This window comes from Streptomyces sp. SudanB25_2051, from assembly GCF_964272635.1.
Lineage (GTDB): Bacteria > Actinomycetota > Actinomycetes > Streptomycetales > Streptomycetaceae > Streptomyces.
The window spans coordinates 3,532,810-3,546,443 of sequence record NZ_OZ186787.1; the positions used below are offsets into that span (position 1 = coordinate 3,532,810).

17 protein-coding genes and 1 pseudogene are annotated in these 13,634 nt (G+C 74.3%); 14 read left to right on the forward strand and 4 right to left on the reverse strand.

Features of this window, described 5'->3' with window-relative positions; genetic code table 11:
* Positions 1 to 147 precede the first annotated feature (147 nt).
* From ACSUPT_RS15775 to ACSUPT_RS15805, 7 genes are all read left to right on the forward strand, one after another.
* A complete protein-coding gene (locus ACSUPT_RS15775) occupies positions 148 to 402 on the forward strand; it encodes a MoaD/ThiS family protein (RefSeq protein ID WP_351963851.1) in 255 nt (84 codons plus the stop codon).
* A gap of 10 nt (positions 403 to 412) precedes the next feature.
* Positions 413 to 1,801: a hypothetical protein gene (locus tag ACSUPT_RS15780; protein ID WP_436944699.1), complete on the forward strand. Its 1,389-nt coding sequence runs from the start codon at positions 413 to 415 to the stop codon at positions 1,799 to 1,801.
* Between the two features lie 172 nt (positions 1,802 to 1,973).
* Positions 1,974 to 2,663 carry an LmeA family phospholipid-binding protein gene (locus ACSUPT_RS15785; RefSeq protein WP_351963853.1) on the forward strand — a complete coding sequence of 230 codons (690 nt, stop codon included), beginning with the start codon at positions 1,974 to 1,976 and terminating at the stop codon, positions 2,661 to 2,663.
* Between the two features lie 222 nt (positions 2,664 to 2,885).
* Positions 2,886 to 2,966, forward strand: coding sequence for a putative leader peptide (locus ACSUPT_RS15790; RefSeq protein WP_350203226.1), 81 nt, complete (start codon positions 2,886 to 2,888; stop codon positions 2,964 to 2,966).
* A gap of 154 nt (positions 2,967 to 3,120) precedes the next feature.
* On the forward strand, positions 3,121 to 3,966 hold the full coding sequence (locus tag ACSUPT_RS15795) for a sulfurtransferase (RefSeq protein ID WP_351963854.1): 846 nt from the start codon (positions 3,121 to 3,123) through the stop codon (positions 3,964 to 3,966).
* A 36-nt stretch (positions 3,967 to 4,002) separates the two neighbouring features.
* On the forward strand, positions 4,003 to 4,290 hold the full coding sequence (locus ACSUPT_RS15800; RefSeq protein ID WP_023587464.1) for a DUF1416 domain-containing protein: 288 nt from the start codon (positions 4,003 to 4,005) through the stop codon (positions 4,288 to 4,290).
* Positions 4,291 to 4,411: 121 nt separating this feature from the next.
* A complete protein-coding gene (locus ACSUPT_RS15805; RefSeq protein ID WP_351963855.1) occupies positions 4,412 to 4,675 on the forward strand; it encodes a DUF3099 domain-containing protein in 264 nt (87 codons plus the stop codon).
* A 12-nt stretch (positions 4,676 to 4,687) separates the two neighbouring features.
* On the opposite strand, the gene ACSUPT_RS15810 is transcribed toward ACSUPT_RS15805, so the two are convergent.
* Complete coding sequence (locus ACSUPT_RS15810) at positions 4,688 to 5,050, reverse strand: DsrE family protein (protein WP_351963856.1); 363 nt, start codon at positions 5,048 to 5,050, stop codon at positions 4,688 to 4,690.
* A 333-nt stretch (positions 5,051 to 5,383) separates the two neighbouring features.
* On the opposite strand from ACSUPT_RS15810, the gene ACSUPT_RS15815 reads away from it, so the two are divergent.
* From ACSUPT_RS15815 to ygfZ, 3 genes are read left to right on the forward strand one after another with little or no spacing between them, the layout of a single operon-like run.
* Entirely contained in the window at positions 5,384 to 5,956 is a 573-nt protein-coding gene (locus ACSUPT_RS15815) for an FABP family protein (RefSeq protein ID WP_351963860.1), read from the forward strand.
* A gap of 55 nt (positions 5,957 to 6,011) precedes the next feature.
* Entirely contained in the window at positions 6,012 to 6,461 is a 450-nt protein-coding gene (locus ACSUPT_RS15820) for a Fur family transcriptional regulator (RefSeq protein WP_436944702.1), read from the forward strand.
* Between the two features lie 31 nt (positions 6,462 to 6,492).
* Positions 6,493 to 7,476, forward strand: a complete 984-nt coding sequence (gene ygfZ / locus ACSUPT_RS15825; RefSeq protein WP_365727185.1) for a CAF17-like 4Fe-4S cluster assembly/insertion protein YgfZ — start codon at positions 6,493 to 6,495, stop codon at positions 7,474 to 7,476.
* Between the two features lie 11 nt (positions 7,477 to 7,487).
* Here ygfZ and dtd read toward each other — a convergent pair whose 3' ends face one another.
* Positions 7,488 to 7,913: a D-aminoacyl-tRNA deacylase gene (dtd, locus tag ACSUPT_RS15830; protein ID WP_351963862.1), complete on the reverse strand. Its 426-nt coding sequence runs from the start codon at positions 7,911 to 7,913 to the stop codon at positions 7,488 to 7,490.
* A 115-nt stretch (positions 7,914 to 8,028) separates the two neighbouring features.
* On the opposite strand from dtd, the gene ACSUPT_RS15835 reads away from it, so the two are divergent.
* Positions 8,029 to 8,736: an RsiG family protein gene (locus tag ACSUPT_RS15835; protein ID WP_436944704.1), complete on the forward strand. Its 708-nt coding sequence runs from the start codon at positions 8,029 to 8,031 to the stop codon at positions 8,734 to 8,736.
* Between the two features lie 96 nt (positions 8,737 to 8,832).
* Positions 8,833 to 10,119: a GNAT family N-acetyltransferase gene (locus ACSUPT_RS15840; RefSeq protein ID WP_436944706.1), complete on the forward strand. Its 1,287-nt coding sequence runs from the start codon at positions 8,833 to 8,835 to the stop codon at positions 10,117 to 10,119.
* A 151-nt stretch (positions 10,120 to 10,270) separates the two neighbouring features.
* Here ACSUPT_RS15840 and ACSUPT_RS15845 read toward each other — a convergent pair whose 3' ends face one another.
* Positions 10,271 to 11,023, reverse strand: a complete 753-nt coding sequence (locus ACSUPT_RS15845) for an ABC transporter permease (protein WP_436944708.1) — start codon at positions 11,021 to 11,023, stop codon at positions 10,271 to 10,273.
* Positions 11,016 to 12,081 (reverse strand): annotated as a pseudogene (locus tag ACSUPT_RS15850) (ATP-binding cassette domain-containing protein). Before ACSUPT_RS15850 ends, ACSUPT_RS15845 begins: the two are co-directional and overlap by 8 nt.
* 113 nt (positions 12,082 to 12,194) lie before the next feature.
* Between ACSUPT_RS15850 and ACSUPT_RS15855 the strand changes: the two are divergent.
* On the forward strand, positions 12,195 to 12,947 hold the full coding sequence (locus tag ACSUPT_RS15855) for a TetR/AcrR family transcriptional regulator (protein ID WP_351963866.1): 753 nt from the start codon (positions 12,195 to 12,197) through the stop codon (positions 12,945 to 12,947).
* Positions 12,940 to 13,593: a TetR/AcrR family transcriptional regulator gene (locus ACSUPT_RS15860; RefSeq protein WP_365727189.1), complete on the forward strand. Its 654-nt coding sequence runs from the start codon at positions 12,940 to 12,942 to the stop codon at positions 13,591 to 13,593. Before ACSUPT_RS15855 ends, ACSUPT_RS15860 begins: the two co-directional genes overlap by 8 nt.
* Positions 13,594 to 13,634: the final 41 nt, after the last annotated feature.

Sequence of the window (13,634 nt, forward strand, 5' to 3'; positions counted from 1 at the left end):
GGGGACGGGGGGCGTGAGGGGGACGGGGGGCGTGAGGGCGGGGGCGTGCGGGGCGTGGGTGACGGGCGCGCAGGGGGCGTGACGGCGGGCGCGTCGGGGGCGTGAGGGGCGTGGCCCATCATGGAGGTCTGACGAAAGGAGCCCTCCATGGCAGCGGGAACGATCCGCTACTGGGCCGCGGCCAAGGCCGCCGCCGGTACCGCCGAGGAGCCGTACGCCGCCGAGACCCTCGCCGAGGCGCTGGACGCCGTACGCGAACGGCACCCGGGGGAGCTGGTCCGGGTGCTGCAGAGGTGCTCGTTCCTGGTGGACGGCGACCCCGTGGGGACGCGCGGGCATGAGACGGTACGGCTGGCGGAGGGCGGCACGGTAGAGGTGCTCCCGCCGTTCGCAGGAGGGTGAGCCGCACAGCATGAGCAGCGATCAGCAGTACCCGCACGACCCGGGCGTCGCGCAGACCTGGGAGGGCCAGACCTGGGACACCCATTACCAGCCGGCCGTCCCGTCGGACCCCGACCCGCTGCCGCCGGCGGCGAACGGCACGGGATGGCCGCCGCAGCAGGGCCCGGGCGCCCACCCACTGCCCCCGGAGGCCCCGCGGGCCGAGGCGTACGACGCGCCGACCGCGTACCTGCCGCCGGTCACGGACCAGGGCCCCGCCCCGTACGGGCAGCCCGCCGCGCAGGGGTTCGACGCGCCGACCGCGTACCTGCCGCCGGTCACGGACCAGGGCCCCGCCCCGTACGGGCAGCCGCCCGCGCAGGGGTTCGACGCGCCGACCGCGTACCTGCCGCCCGTCACCGGCCAGGGCCCGGCCCCGTACGGGCAGCCGGCCCCCGCGCCGCACGCCCCCGCGCCGCACGCCCCCGCGCCGGCGGCCCCGGCACCGAGCGCCCCCGCGCCCGCCGCGCACGCCCCCGCGCACACCGGCGCCGTGCCCGCGGCCGTCGGAGCGCCCGCAGCGGCGGACCACGGCGGGCACGCCCCGGCCGGCGCCGCGCACGAGCCGGAGTACAGCGCCCCCACGACCCTCGGCAACACCCGCATCACCGACGCCCAGCGCGCCCGCGCCGAGGGCCGGTCGCCGATCATCGATCCGGGCATCCAGCCCGCCGGGCTCACCGCCCTGTTCGGCCTCCTGCTCGCCGGGGGCGCCGCGCTCGGCCCGTACGCGCTGCTCGTCCCGCTGGTGCTGCTCCAGGCGGTCACCGCCGCCGGATGGTTCCGGCTCAACGGCATGTGGCCCGCCCGGCAGGGCATCGCCCTGGCGTTCCTCGGCGGCCTCGTCGCGGACGCCGCGCTGCTCGCCACGGGACGGGAGCACGGGCCCGCCGCGATCCTCGGCACCCTCGGCGTCTGGGTCCTGCTGGTCCTCGTCCTGCAACTGCGCAGCCACGCGGCGGCCGAGGAGCGGCTGTACGGGTTGATGGCGACCGTCGTGTCCTCGGCGCTCGCCGTCGTGGCCACCGCGTTCCTGGCCGCCGAGCCGGACGCGGTCGTGGCCGGCGCCCTGGCCGCGGCCGCCGCCACGGTCGTCCGCGCGCTGCCGCTGCCCGGACCCGCGTCCCTGGTGGCCGCGCTGGCCGCGGGCGCGGGCGCGGGACTCGCGGCCGGTGCGGTGACCGGCCTGGGCGCGGTGGCCGCCGTACTGGGCCTGGCCGCGGGCGTGTGCGCGGTGACCGGACTGCGGGTGGCCGCGTACGACTACCCGTCGCGGTTCGTGCACATGACCGCCGGTGTCGCGCTGCCGCTCGCGCTGGCCGCGCCCGCCGTGTACCTGCTGGGGCGCGTGCTGGTCTGACCCCCGCCGCCGCCCCCCTCCGCCCGGCCCGGCCCACCGCCGGATGGGACGGGTGTGACCGCTGTGACGGGTGTGCCGGCCGGGGCGTCGGGGAACCATTGTCCGGCCCCCGGACGTCGATCATTGAGTCGTCGGGGGCCGGGCACCAACAGGGCGGGGGAAACACCGAGCCATGCGAGCACTGCGCACACTGCTGATCATCGCCGTCGTTCTCGGCGGACTGTTCACCATCGCGGACCGGCTGGCGGTCGCCGCCGCCGAGTCCGAGGCCGCCGACCGGATTCAGGCCAGACAGGGCCTGTCCGCCACGCCCGACGTGTCGATCCGCGGCTTCCCCTTCCTCACCCAGGTCATGGGCGGGGAGCTGGACCAGGTGGACGTGGCCATGACCGGCGTCGAGGCGACGGCCGGCAGCCGCACGGTCCGGCTCGGCGAGCTGACGGCCGAACTGCGCGGCGTACGGCTGGAGAACGGCTACGCGCGCGCGGTCGCCGCGTCCGCGACGGGCACGGCCCGCATCTCGTACGAGGAGCTGCGCAAGGCCTCCGACCACGACGTCACCCTCGGCTACGGCGGCAACGGCAAGCTCAAGGTCACGGGCGGCATCGAGCTGCTGGGCCGGACGGTGACGCGCAGCGTGCTGTCCACGGTGAGCGTCGTCGACGGCGACACGCTCCGGGTGCGGGCGGACAAGGTGCCCGGCGAGGGCATCCCCGGCGTCGAGGAGCTGGTCCGCGAGCGGACCGACTTCGACCGCCAGGTGAAGGGCTTCCCCGCCGGGCTGAGGATCCAGAAGGTGGAGGCCGCCCCCGACGGCCTCCAGATCTCGGTGACCGGGCAGAACGTGGTCCTGGCCGGCTGACCCGCCTCCCCGTCCGGGCCATCGGCGGGCCTCGCACCACGCACTTCCCACATGGCGAGACGGACCCGTCCGCCCCATAGACGAACTGCGGGAACGCCCCCGGAGCGACCGGCCGCGAGCCGGTGCCGGGGGCCTTCTCGTCCCGCCATGCGGATGTTCTCGTCTCACCATGCGACACGCCGGTGACACGGCCGCCTGTCCGTCCCTACGATCGGACCCATGATGAAGCGACAGGCGGACCTCACGAAGCGGCGGGCAGTAGACCTGTGCCGCGTCGCCGCCATGCTCTGTCGCACTGTCTGAGCGGGCTCTCCCACCCCGCGTTTTTCGGCCCTTCCGCCCTGGGGGGCCTTCCCCGCGCCGTAGCCGCGCCGCACCCTCGTACGCGTAGAGCGCTCGGCGCGACGTGTCGCATCCGCATCATCCCGCCGCACACTGCCCCGGAGGAGAAGACAGCATGAGCCGCAGCGACGTCCTGGTAGACGCCGACTGGGTCGAGGCCCACATCGACGACCCGAAGGTCGTCATCGTCGAGGTCGACGAGGACACCTCGGCCTACGACAAGAACCACATCAAGAACGCCGTCCGGATCGACTGGAAGAGCGACCTCCAGGACCCGGTCCGCCGCGACTTCGTGGATCAGGAGGGCTTCGAGAAGCTCCTCTCCGCGAAGGGCATCGCCAACGACGACACCGTCGTCCTCTACGGCGGCAACAACAACTGGTTCGCCGCGTACGCCTACTGGTACTTCAAGCTGTACGGCCACGAGAGCGTCAAGCTCCTCGACGGCGGCCGCAAGAAGTGGGAGCTCGACTCCCGTGACCTGGTCGACGGCTCCGAGGTTCCCAGCCGCCCGGCCACCGAGTACAAGGCCAAGCCGCAGGACACCTCGATCCGCGCCTTCCGCGACGACGTCGTGGCCGCCATCGGCAGCCTGAACCTGGTCGACGTCCGCTCGCCCGACGAGTTCAGCGGCAAGCTGCTCGCCCCGGCGCACCTCCCGCAGGAGCAGTCGCAGCGCCCCGGCCACGTGCCGACCGCCCGCAACATCCCGTGGTCGAAGAACGCCAACGACGACGGCACGTTCAAGTCGGACGAGGAGCTGCGCTCCCTCTACGCCGACGAGCAGGTGGACCTGTCCAAGGACACCATCGCGTACTGCCGCATCGGCGAGCGCTCCGCGCTGACCTGGTTCGTCCTGCACGAGCTGCTCGGCCAGGAGAACGTCAAGAACTACGACGGCTCGTGGACCGAGTACGGCTCCCTCGTCGGCGTGCCGATCGAGCTCGGCCCCGCCAAGTAATCCGCCCCACCCGCGACGCGTAAGGACAGGTACGACATGTGTGGAGCCCAGGCCGGCGGCCCCGACGCCTCCGCGATCAAGCCCGGTGAGACCACGATCCAGGGTCAGGTGACCCGCGACGGCGAGCCCGTGACCGGCTACGTCCGGCTGCTGGACTCGACCGGCGAGTTCACCGCCGAGGTCCCGACCTCCGCGACCGGCCAGTTCCGGTTCTACGCCGCGGAGGGCACCTGGACCGTCCGCGCGCTCGTGCCGGGCGGCACGGCGGACCGGCAGGTCGTCGTCCAGACGGGCGGCCTCGCCGAGGTCGCGATCGCCGTCTGACCGGCGGTACCCGAACGGCCGAAGGGCCGCACCTCCTGGGGGTTGGACGCTTTCCGGGACTTGAGGTGCGGCCCTTCGGTCATGCCCGCCGGCGTGACGGTGCGGGACATACCCTGAAGGTGTGTACGCACGGCGCCGGCGCACCTATTTCGTGCTGATGGGCACGTGCCTGGCCCTCTTCGTCAGCGCGTGGTCCTTCGTGCGGCTGTGGTCCGTGGAGGCCGCCGCCGGGATGGCGTTCGCCGCGATGCTCCTGCCGCCGCTCGCCTCCTGGGCGGCGAACCGGCGCGGCCCCGACGACCGCTGGTGGGACGACCCCAGCGGGGACCCGCAGTCCGACGAGTGGTGGGACGAACTGGACGGCAAGAGGAAGCCGGGCCCGTAGGCCCGGCCCGGCTCAGTAGACGAGGGCCTGGACCCCGTCCTCCATGATCTCGCTCAGGAACACCTGGGCGCCCGCGATCCGCACGCCCTCGATCAGGTCCTCCTCCGTGATCTCCCGGCGGGCCGCGCACTGCGTGCACAGGGTGATCCGGCCGGCCGCCTGGACCGACGCGATCAGGTCGGGGAGCGGCGCGGCGTGCGGCAGCTCGAACTCGGCCGCCCTGCCCGGCAGGGCGAACCACGAGGACTCGCCGGTCAGCCAGAGCGACACCTCGACGCCGCTGGCCGCGGCCACCGCCGCCACCGTGAACGCCTGCGAGCACCGCTCGGGGGCGTCGGCCCCGGCGGTCACCTTGATCACGAGCTTTTTCGCCATGTTCCGAACTGTAATGCGCGGGCGTACGACCCGGTCCGCTTGTGCGTGTCAGTGGAGGCGGGGCCCCGGGCGCGTTCCACCGGACGGTGCCGCCGCGCAGCGTGCCGCACCTCGCAGGAAAGGGCCGGGTCGCACCCATTAGGCTGGGACCCGGCCCCTATACCGAACCGCCGCTCACCCGAGGAGCACCCCGTGCTTGAGGCTTTCTTCTCCGCCCTGCTGGTCCTGGTCTGCGTCGGCGTCCTCGCCTTCGCCGGTCTGACCGTGAAGAAGCTGTACCAGGGCCAGCGCTGACCCCCCGCACCCCCATAGAACGCCAGGCAGCCTGACATCATGATCCAGATCCCGTCCGACCTGCACCCGGACCTCGTCCCCCTCGCGTTCCTGCTCGGCACGTGGGAGGGCGCGGGCGTCTCCGACTTCCCCGGCGCCGAGAAGTGCAACTTCGGCCAGTCCGTGACGTTCAGCCACGACGGCCGGGACTTCATCGAGTACACCTCCCGCACCTGGGTCCTGGACGCCGAGGGGAACAAGGTCCGCCCGCTGGAGAGCGAGAGCGGCTACTGGCGCGTCGACAAGGACCGCAAGGTCGAGGTGGTCATGGTCCGCGACCAGGGCATCGTCGAGGTCTGGTACGGCGAGCTCGCCGACAAGAAGCCGCAGATCGACCTGGCGACCGACGCCGTCGCCCGCACCGCCGCGTCCGGCCCGTACAGCGGCGGCAAGCGGCTGTACGGGTACGTCAAGAGCGACCTGATGTGGGTCGGCGAGAAGGCCACCCCCGAGGTGCCGCTCCGCCCGTACATGTCGGCGCACCTGAAGAAGGTCGTCACGCCCGAGGAGGTCGAGGCCATGGCGAAGAGCCTGGGCGACCTGCCGGACGACGGCATCGCCTTCTTCAAGTAGGCCGATTTTCCCGGCAGCCCCGGCCCGGCCGGTCGGTGCTCCTACACTGGAGCGCGTGGTGAGCACCGACTGGCAGAGCGATCTTCGGCAGCGCGGTTACCGGCTGACGCCCCAGCGCCAGCTCGTCCTGGAGGCGGTGGACGCGCTGGAGCACGCCACGCCCGACGACATCCTGACCGAGGTGCGCAAGACCGCGTCCGGGGTGAACATCTCCACCGTCTACCGGACGCTGGAACTCCTGGAGGAGCTGGGCCTGGTCTCCCACGCCCACCTCGGGCACGGGGCGCCGACCTACCACCTCGCCGACCGCCACCACCATCTGCACCTGGTGTGCCGGGACTGCGGGGACGTCATCGAGGCGGACGTGGCGGTCGCCGCGGACTTCACCCGCACGCTCCTCGACTCCTTCGGCTTCGACACCGACATGAAGCACTTCGCGATCTACGGCCGCTGCCGCACCTGCACCGGGAAGGCGCAGGCGGAGGCGTCGCACGGCGAGTCGTAGGCGTCGAACGGCGAGTCGTAGGCTGGACGCCATGCAGCGACCTTCACCGACCAGCCCCCTGCTGTCCCTGCCCGGCGCCGTCCCCGCCGAGGGCCGCGACGAGGGTGTCGCCGCGCACTACGGCGACCCGTTCCGCGAGCAGCGGGCCCTCGCCGGCGGCAGCGGTTTCGTGGACCTCTCGCACCGGGGCGTCGTCACCGTCAGCGGCGACGACCGGCTGAGCTGGCTGCACCTGCTGCTCACCCAGCACGTCAGCGAGCTGCCCGCGGGCCGCGCCACGGACGCGCTGATCCTCTCCGCGAACGGCCACATCGAGCACGCCCTGTACCTGGTGGACGACGGCGCCACCGTGTGGGCGCACGTCGAGCCGGGCACGCGCGAGGCGCTCATCGCGTACCTGGAGTCGATGAAGTTCTTCTACCGGGTCGAGGTGGCCGACCGCACCGACGAGTACGCCGTCGTGCACCTGCCCGCCGGGTCGATCGCCGAGGTCCCGGACGGCGCCGTCGTCCGGGAGGTCGCGCACGGCCGCGAGGTGTTCCTGCCGCGCGCGGAGCTGGAGGCGTACGCCGAGCGGCACGGCCCCGCCGCCGGGCTGCTGGCGTACGAGGCGCTGCGCGTGGAGGCGCACCGGCCGCGGCTCGGCTTCGAGACCGACCACCGCACGATCCCGCACGAGATCGGCCTCATCGGGCAGGCCGTCCACCTCCAGAAGGGCTGCTACCGGGGCCAGGAGACCGTCGCGCGCGTCCACAACCTGGGGAAGCCGCCGCGCCGCCTGGTCTTCCTGCACCTGGACGGCAGCGAGGTGCACCTGCCGCCGCACGGCGCGCCGGTCCGGCTCGCGTCCGACGGCCCGGAGGGGCGGCAGCTCGGCTTCGTCACCACGGCGGTACGCCACTACGAGCTGGGCCCCATCGCGCTCGCCCTGGTGAAGCGGAACGTTCCGGTGGACGCGCCGCTGGTGGTCGGCGACGGCACGGCCGCCGCGCAGGAGACCGTCGTCGAGCCGTAGGGCCGGGGTTCTCAGACCTCCAGCAGCACCGTGAACGGGCCGTCGTTGGTGAGGGAGACCCGCATCTGCGCGCCGAAGCGGCCCGTCGCCACGGTCGCGCCCGCCTCCCGCAGCCGCGCCACGACCTCGTCGACCAGCGGCTCGGCCACCGGGCCGGGCGCCGCCGCGTTCCAGGTGGGCCGGCGGCCCTTGCGGGCGTCCCCGTACAGCGTGAACTGGGAGATCACCAGCAGCGGCGCGTTCACGTCGGAGCAGGACTTCTCGCCGTCCAGCACGCGCAGGCTCCACAGCTTCCGCGCCAGCTGCGCCGCCTTCTCGGGGGTGTCGTCGTGGGTGACGCCGACGAGGACGCACAGCCCCTCGCCGGTGATCTCACCGACCGTCTCGCCCGCTACCTCGACCCGTGCCCCGTCGACCCTCTGTACCACTGCTCGCATGGCCCCCAACTTACCGAGGGCCGAACGGGTGCACACGACTGCGCATCGCATGGCGGAGTGGCACCATGCCTTGCAGGCGGTGCGCGTGAAGCACCGGTCGAGGGGACGGAACACCATGAGCACAACTGGCGCCGGGCACCAGCCCGGCCCCGCGTCGACCACCTGTGCCGGGCCGGAGTCCGAGCGGTCCCGCCCGCCGATACAGCGTCCCGCGGCCGAACCCCCCGCCGCCGCCCGCGCGTCGGCGGGGACGGCGGGGACGGCGACGAGGGTCGCGGCGGGCACCACACGGGCCGTCGGCTTCGCCGCGCTGGAGGCCGTACGCCCCCCGGAGGCCGTCATGGCGCCCGATCTGAGGTCCCTGCGCCTGGACGAACTGCGGGCGCTGCGGCGGGACTCGCACACCGACGAGGCCGATCTCAGCTATGTGCGGCGGCTGTTGCAGGGGCGGATCGACATCCTGCGCGCGGAGCTGGCCCGCCGGGCCGCGCCCGAGGTGCCGGTCATGCACCGGCTCTCGGAGATCCTCGCGGACGCGCCGTCGGGCCGCCGCCCCAGCTCGGCGCGGCACGTCACGCTGTCCACGCCGCGCAGCGAGGAGTACCGGATGCTGGCCGCCGAGATGCTCGCCGAGGTGGAGCTGTCCGACCTGGCGGCCCGCACGGACGAGGAACTGGGCGAGGCGATGGGCCGGCTGGCCGGGTACGAGCAGGTCGTGTCGCGGCTCCGCCAGGAGCTGCAGCGCACGGCGGACGACTGCAGCGCGGAGATCGCCCGCCGCTACCGGGACGGCGAGGCGCAGGTGGACGACCTGCTGGTCTGAGCGGCCCGGCCGCCCCGTGGCCGTGAGGGGCCGGCGGGGGAGGGGTGCGGGGAAACCCTGATGCGGGTGGGACGGGCCGCTGTCTAGCGTGGCGGCATGACGTTCGACCCCGCCCTTCCCGGCGCCCCCTCGCTGCCCGCCGGCCTCGTCCAGCGCACCCTCACCGAAGAGGACGCGGCGGACTGGATCCGCGCGCTGCACACCGGTTTCGTCCGCCCGCCGACGCCCTCCCCGGAGGAGGTGGCGGTGCGGCTGCCGCACTTCGACCTGGCGCGCACGCGCGGGGTGTTCGACGCGGGGCGGTGCGTGGCGACGTTCCGGTCGTTCGCGCAGGAGGTGACGGCGGTCGGCGGCGCGCCCGTGACGGCCACGGCGGTCACGAACGTCTCCGTGTCGGCGACGCACCGCCGCCGGGGCCTGCTGAGCCGGATGATGGAGGCCGAGTTCGCCGAGGCGAGGGAGCGCGGGGACGTGCTCGCGACGCTGATCGCCGCCGAGTACCCGATCTACGGCAGGTTCGGGTTCGGGCCGGCCGCCTGGTACACCCAGTGGAAGGTGGACCTGCGCCGCGCCGCGCTCGACCCGCGCTGGTCCGGCCCGGAGGACGGCGGCCGGATCGACCTCGTGGACGGCGAGGCGCTGCGCAAGCTCGGCCCCGAGGTGTACGAGGCGGCGCGGGCGGCGCGGCACGGGATGGTGAGCCGCTGCACCCGCGACTGGGAGCGCCGCACCGGCTGGAACCTGGTGCCCGACGACACCTGGCGGGAGCCGTTCCACGCCACGTACCGCGCCGCGTCCGGGGCGGTGGAGGGGTACGTCACGTACGCCGCCGACGAGGGGTGGGACGACGGCAACCAGCCGCTGCTCACGCTGACCGTGCGGGACCTGGTGGCGGCGACTCCGGCGGCCGAGCGGGCACTGTGGCGGTACGTGTGCGCGATCGACTGGGTGACGTTCGTCAAGAGCGGCCACCGCGCGCCGGACGACCTGCTCCCGATGCTCCTGCCGGACCCGAGGGCCGCGCGGGTGGTGACGCACTCGGACATGCTGTGGGTGCGGGTGCTGGACGTCATACGGGCGCTGGAGGCGCGGACGTACGGGACGGCCGGCTCGCTGGTGCTGGACGTGCGGGACGCCGGGGGTATCGCGGGCGGCCGGTACCGGCTGGACGCCGCGCCCGAGGGCGCCTCCTGCGCGCGGACCGCTCAGGCTGCCGACCTGACGCTGGACGTGGCCGAACTGGGCGCGCTGTACCTGGGCGACGAGTCGGTGGAGCGGCTGGTGGCGCTGGGCCGGGTGGAGGAGTCCGCGCCGGGGGCCGCCGCGCGGGCGGACGCGCTGTTCCGGGCGGCGCGCCGGGCGTGGTGCCCCGACATCTTCTGACGCGCGGCGCCTTCCGGGCGGCCGGGTGGAGCAGCGTCGCGGCGACCATGTGGGCGGCCCGGCGGTGGCGCGCCCCGCTGCGGCCGGGCGCGTGAGCGGGGCGGCCCTGTGGACGGGGGCCGCCCCGGTGCGTCGCCTCCCGGCCGTACGGTCAGCGGGTACGGGCCCGGAACAGCGCGCCCGACAGGGCCAGTGCCACCACCAGCATCCCGCCGCACCAGGCCAGCGCGGTCCACGGGGCGTCAGCGACCGGCTGATCGAGCAGGAGCCCGCGCAGGGACTCGATGACCGGGGTGACGGGCTGGTGCTCGGCGAAGCCGTGCAGCCAGTCGGGCATCGTGTCGATCGGGACGAACGCGCTGCTGGGGTACGGCAGGAACATCATGAAGAAGGTGAACCCGCTGGCCGCCTCCGGGGTGCGCGCCAGCAGTCCGGCCGCCGCCGACAGCCACGACACGGCCAGGACGAACGCGAGCAGGAGCCCCAGCGCCGCCGCCCAGCCCGCGAACCCCGCCTGCGGGCGGAAGCCGATCAGGAACGCGACGGCGATGACGAGCGCCGTCGACAGGACGTTCCTCAGGATGCTGGCCCCGACGTGCCCGGCCAGGATCGGCGTCGCGCCCACGTCCAGCGACCGGAACCGGTCCACGATGCCCGCCCGCATGTCCTCGCTGACCCGCACGGCGGTGGTGGACGCGCCGAACCCGGCGCACAGCAGCAGCACCCCCGGCACGACGTAGGTGACGTACGAGGTGCGGGTGCCGGTGTCGATGGCGCCGCCGAAGAAGTAGACGAAGACGAGCATCAGCATCACCGGGAGCACCATGGCGGTGATGAGCGCGTCGACGTTGCGGCGGCTGAGCCGGATGCCCCGGCCGACGAGGGTGAGTGCGGCGTCAGACACGGCTGGTCTCCTCGGTGGGGGTGGTCGCGGCCGACGCGGTGGCCGGGGTGCCGGTCAGCGCGAGGAACACGTCGTCGAGCGTGGCGGTGTGCAGCGCGAAGCGGGCGATGTCCGCGCCGGAGGGGTCGAGCGAGCAGCAGCGCCCTGACCTGCGGGGCGGTGCCGTCGGTTGGCAGGCTCAGCGCGAGCTCGTCGGGGGAGTGGCGCAGGGCCGGTTCGGCAGGGGCCGCGCCGTGGCCGGTGAGCGTCGTCCCGGAGACGAGGGCCCCGGCCTGTGCCGCGAGGCGGCCGTACGCCTCCGCGCCGGTGGCCACCAGGTCCAGCCGGTGCCCGGCCACGCGCGACTTCAGCGCATCGGCGGTGCCCTCGGCGACGACCCGCCCGCCGTCCATCACGGCGATCCGGTCGGCCAGCTGGTCGGCCTCCTCCAGGTACTGGGTGGTCAGGAACACCGCGGCCCCGCCCGCCGCCAGGTCGCGCACCACCTGCCAGAGCTCCTGGCGGCTGCGGGGGTCCAGGCCGGTCGTCGGCTCGTCCAGGAAGACCACCTCGGGCCGCCCGACGAGCCCGGCCGCCAGGTCGAGCCTGCGCCGCATGCCGCCCGAGTAGGTGCCGGCCCGGCGGCCGCCGGCGTCGACGAGGTCGAAGCGCTCCAGCAGCTCGGCGGCGCGGCGGCGCGCGGCCCTGCGGGAGAGCCCCGAGAGCCGGGCCATCATGCGCAGGTTCTCGGTGCCGGTCTGGAGGTCGTCGACGGCGGCGTACTGCCCGGTCAGGCTGATCGCCCGGCGCGCTCGGGCCCGGTCGGCGACCACGTCGTGCCCGGCGACCCGCGCGCTGCCGCCGTCCGGCGGGGTGAGCGTCGCCAGGACGCGGACGGTGGTGGTCTTGCCCGCGCCGTTCGGGCCGAGCAGGGCGAAGACGGTGCCGCGCTCCACGCGCAGGTCCAGCCCGTCCAGGACGCGCCGGTCCTTGTACGACTTGCGGAGGCCCGCGGCCTCGACGGCGGCGCCGCCGGTGCCCTCGCGGCGGCGGATGGTGCTCGATGTACTGCCGGGCATGGTGATCCCCTCTACTGCGTATGGCATACGCGTTACTGTGTAAGCCTTACGCATTACTAGGATGGGCGTCAAGCGGCCCGGCGCGCGGGCCGGATACCAGGAGGGGTGAGCCGGTGGCGGAGAGCGGCGACACGGGGCTCACGCCCGGCCTTGAGGCCGCCTGGGGCCTGCGTGAACGCCCCGCCAAGGGGCCGAGGCCCGGACTGAGCGTCCACCGGATCGTGGAGGCGGCGGTCGCGGTGGCCGCCTCGGAGGGGCTCCCCGCGGTCTCCATGGGCCGGGTCGCCAAGGAGCTCGGCGCCTCCACCATGTCGCTGTACCGGTACGTCGCCTCCAAGGACGAGCTGTACGTCCTGATGCAGGACGCCGCGATCGGCTCGCCCCCCGACCCGCCGCCGCCCGGCACCGGCTGGCGCGAGGCCCTGGCCCGCTGGACGTGGGCGCAGCGCGAGATGTTCCGGCGCAACCTGTGGGTGCTGCACGTCCCCGTCTCCGGCCCGCCGGTCACGCCCAACTCGGTGGCCTGGTGGGAGGCCGGCATGGCGGCGATGGAGGACACGCCGCTGGACGAGGGCGCCAAGATCTCGGTGGTGCTGCTGCTCGGCGGGTTCGTGCGCAACGAGACCCGCATCATGGCCGACATCCTGGCGGCCGCCGCGGCCACGGGCGACGCGCCCGAGCAGGTCATGGGCCGCTACGCCCGCGCGCTGCGGCTGCTGGCGGATCCGGAGCGGTACCCGTCCGTCGCGCGGGCGGTGGCGGCCGGGATCATGGACGGCCCCGACGATCCGGACCACGAGTTCCGCTTCGGCCTGGAACGGCTGCTGGACGGTGTCCAGGTGCTGGTGGAGCGGCTCGATGGCTGAGGCGCGCGAGGGCGGTGCCGCGGGGCCGGGGCTGCGGGAGCGGAAGAAGGCGCGGACGTACCGGGCCATCTCCGACGCGGCCGTCGCGCTCTTCCTGGAGCGCGGCTTCGACCGGGTGTCCGTCGCCGAGGTGGCGGCGGCCGCCGAGGTGTCGAAGCCGACGCTGTTCCGGTACTTCCCGGCCAAGGAGGACCTGGTCGTCCACCGGTTCGCGGACCACCGCGACGAGGCCGCGCGGGTGGTCGCCGCCCGCGGCGGGGGCGTCGGCCCGCTGGAGGCCCTGCGCCGGCACCACCTCGACGGGCTCGCCCGCCGCGACCCGGTCACCGGCCTGAACGACGAGCCGTCCGTACTCGCCTTCCACCGGCTGGTGTACGGCACGCCGAGCCTCCTGGCGCGGCTGTACGCCTACCAGGGCGAGTCCGAGCGCGCCCTCGCGGAGGCGCTCGGCGCGCCGGGCGAACCGGACGTCGGCGCGCGGCTCGCGGCGGGGCAGATCATCGCCGTGCTGCGGGTGCTCGCGGAGGAGAACTGGCGGCGGATCGCGTCCGGGGAGAGCGCGGACGCGGTGCATCCGGACGCGGTCGCGGCGGCGGAGGCGGCGTTCCGGCAGCTCGCGGAGGGGCTGGCGGACCACGGCCAGTAAAGCGTTACTCGGTTAAAGAAGTTACTCAGTTGCGTTATTCT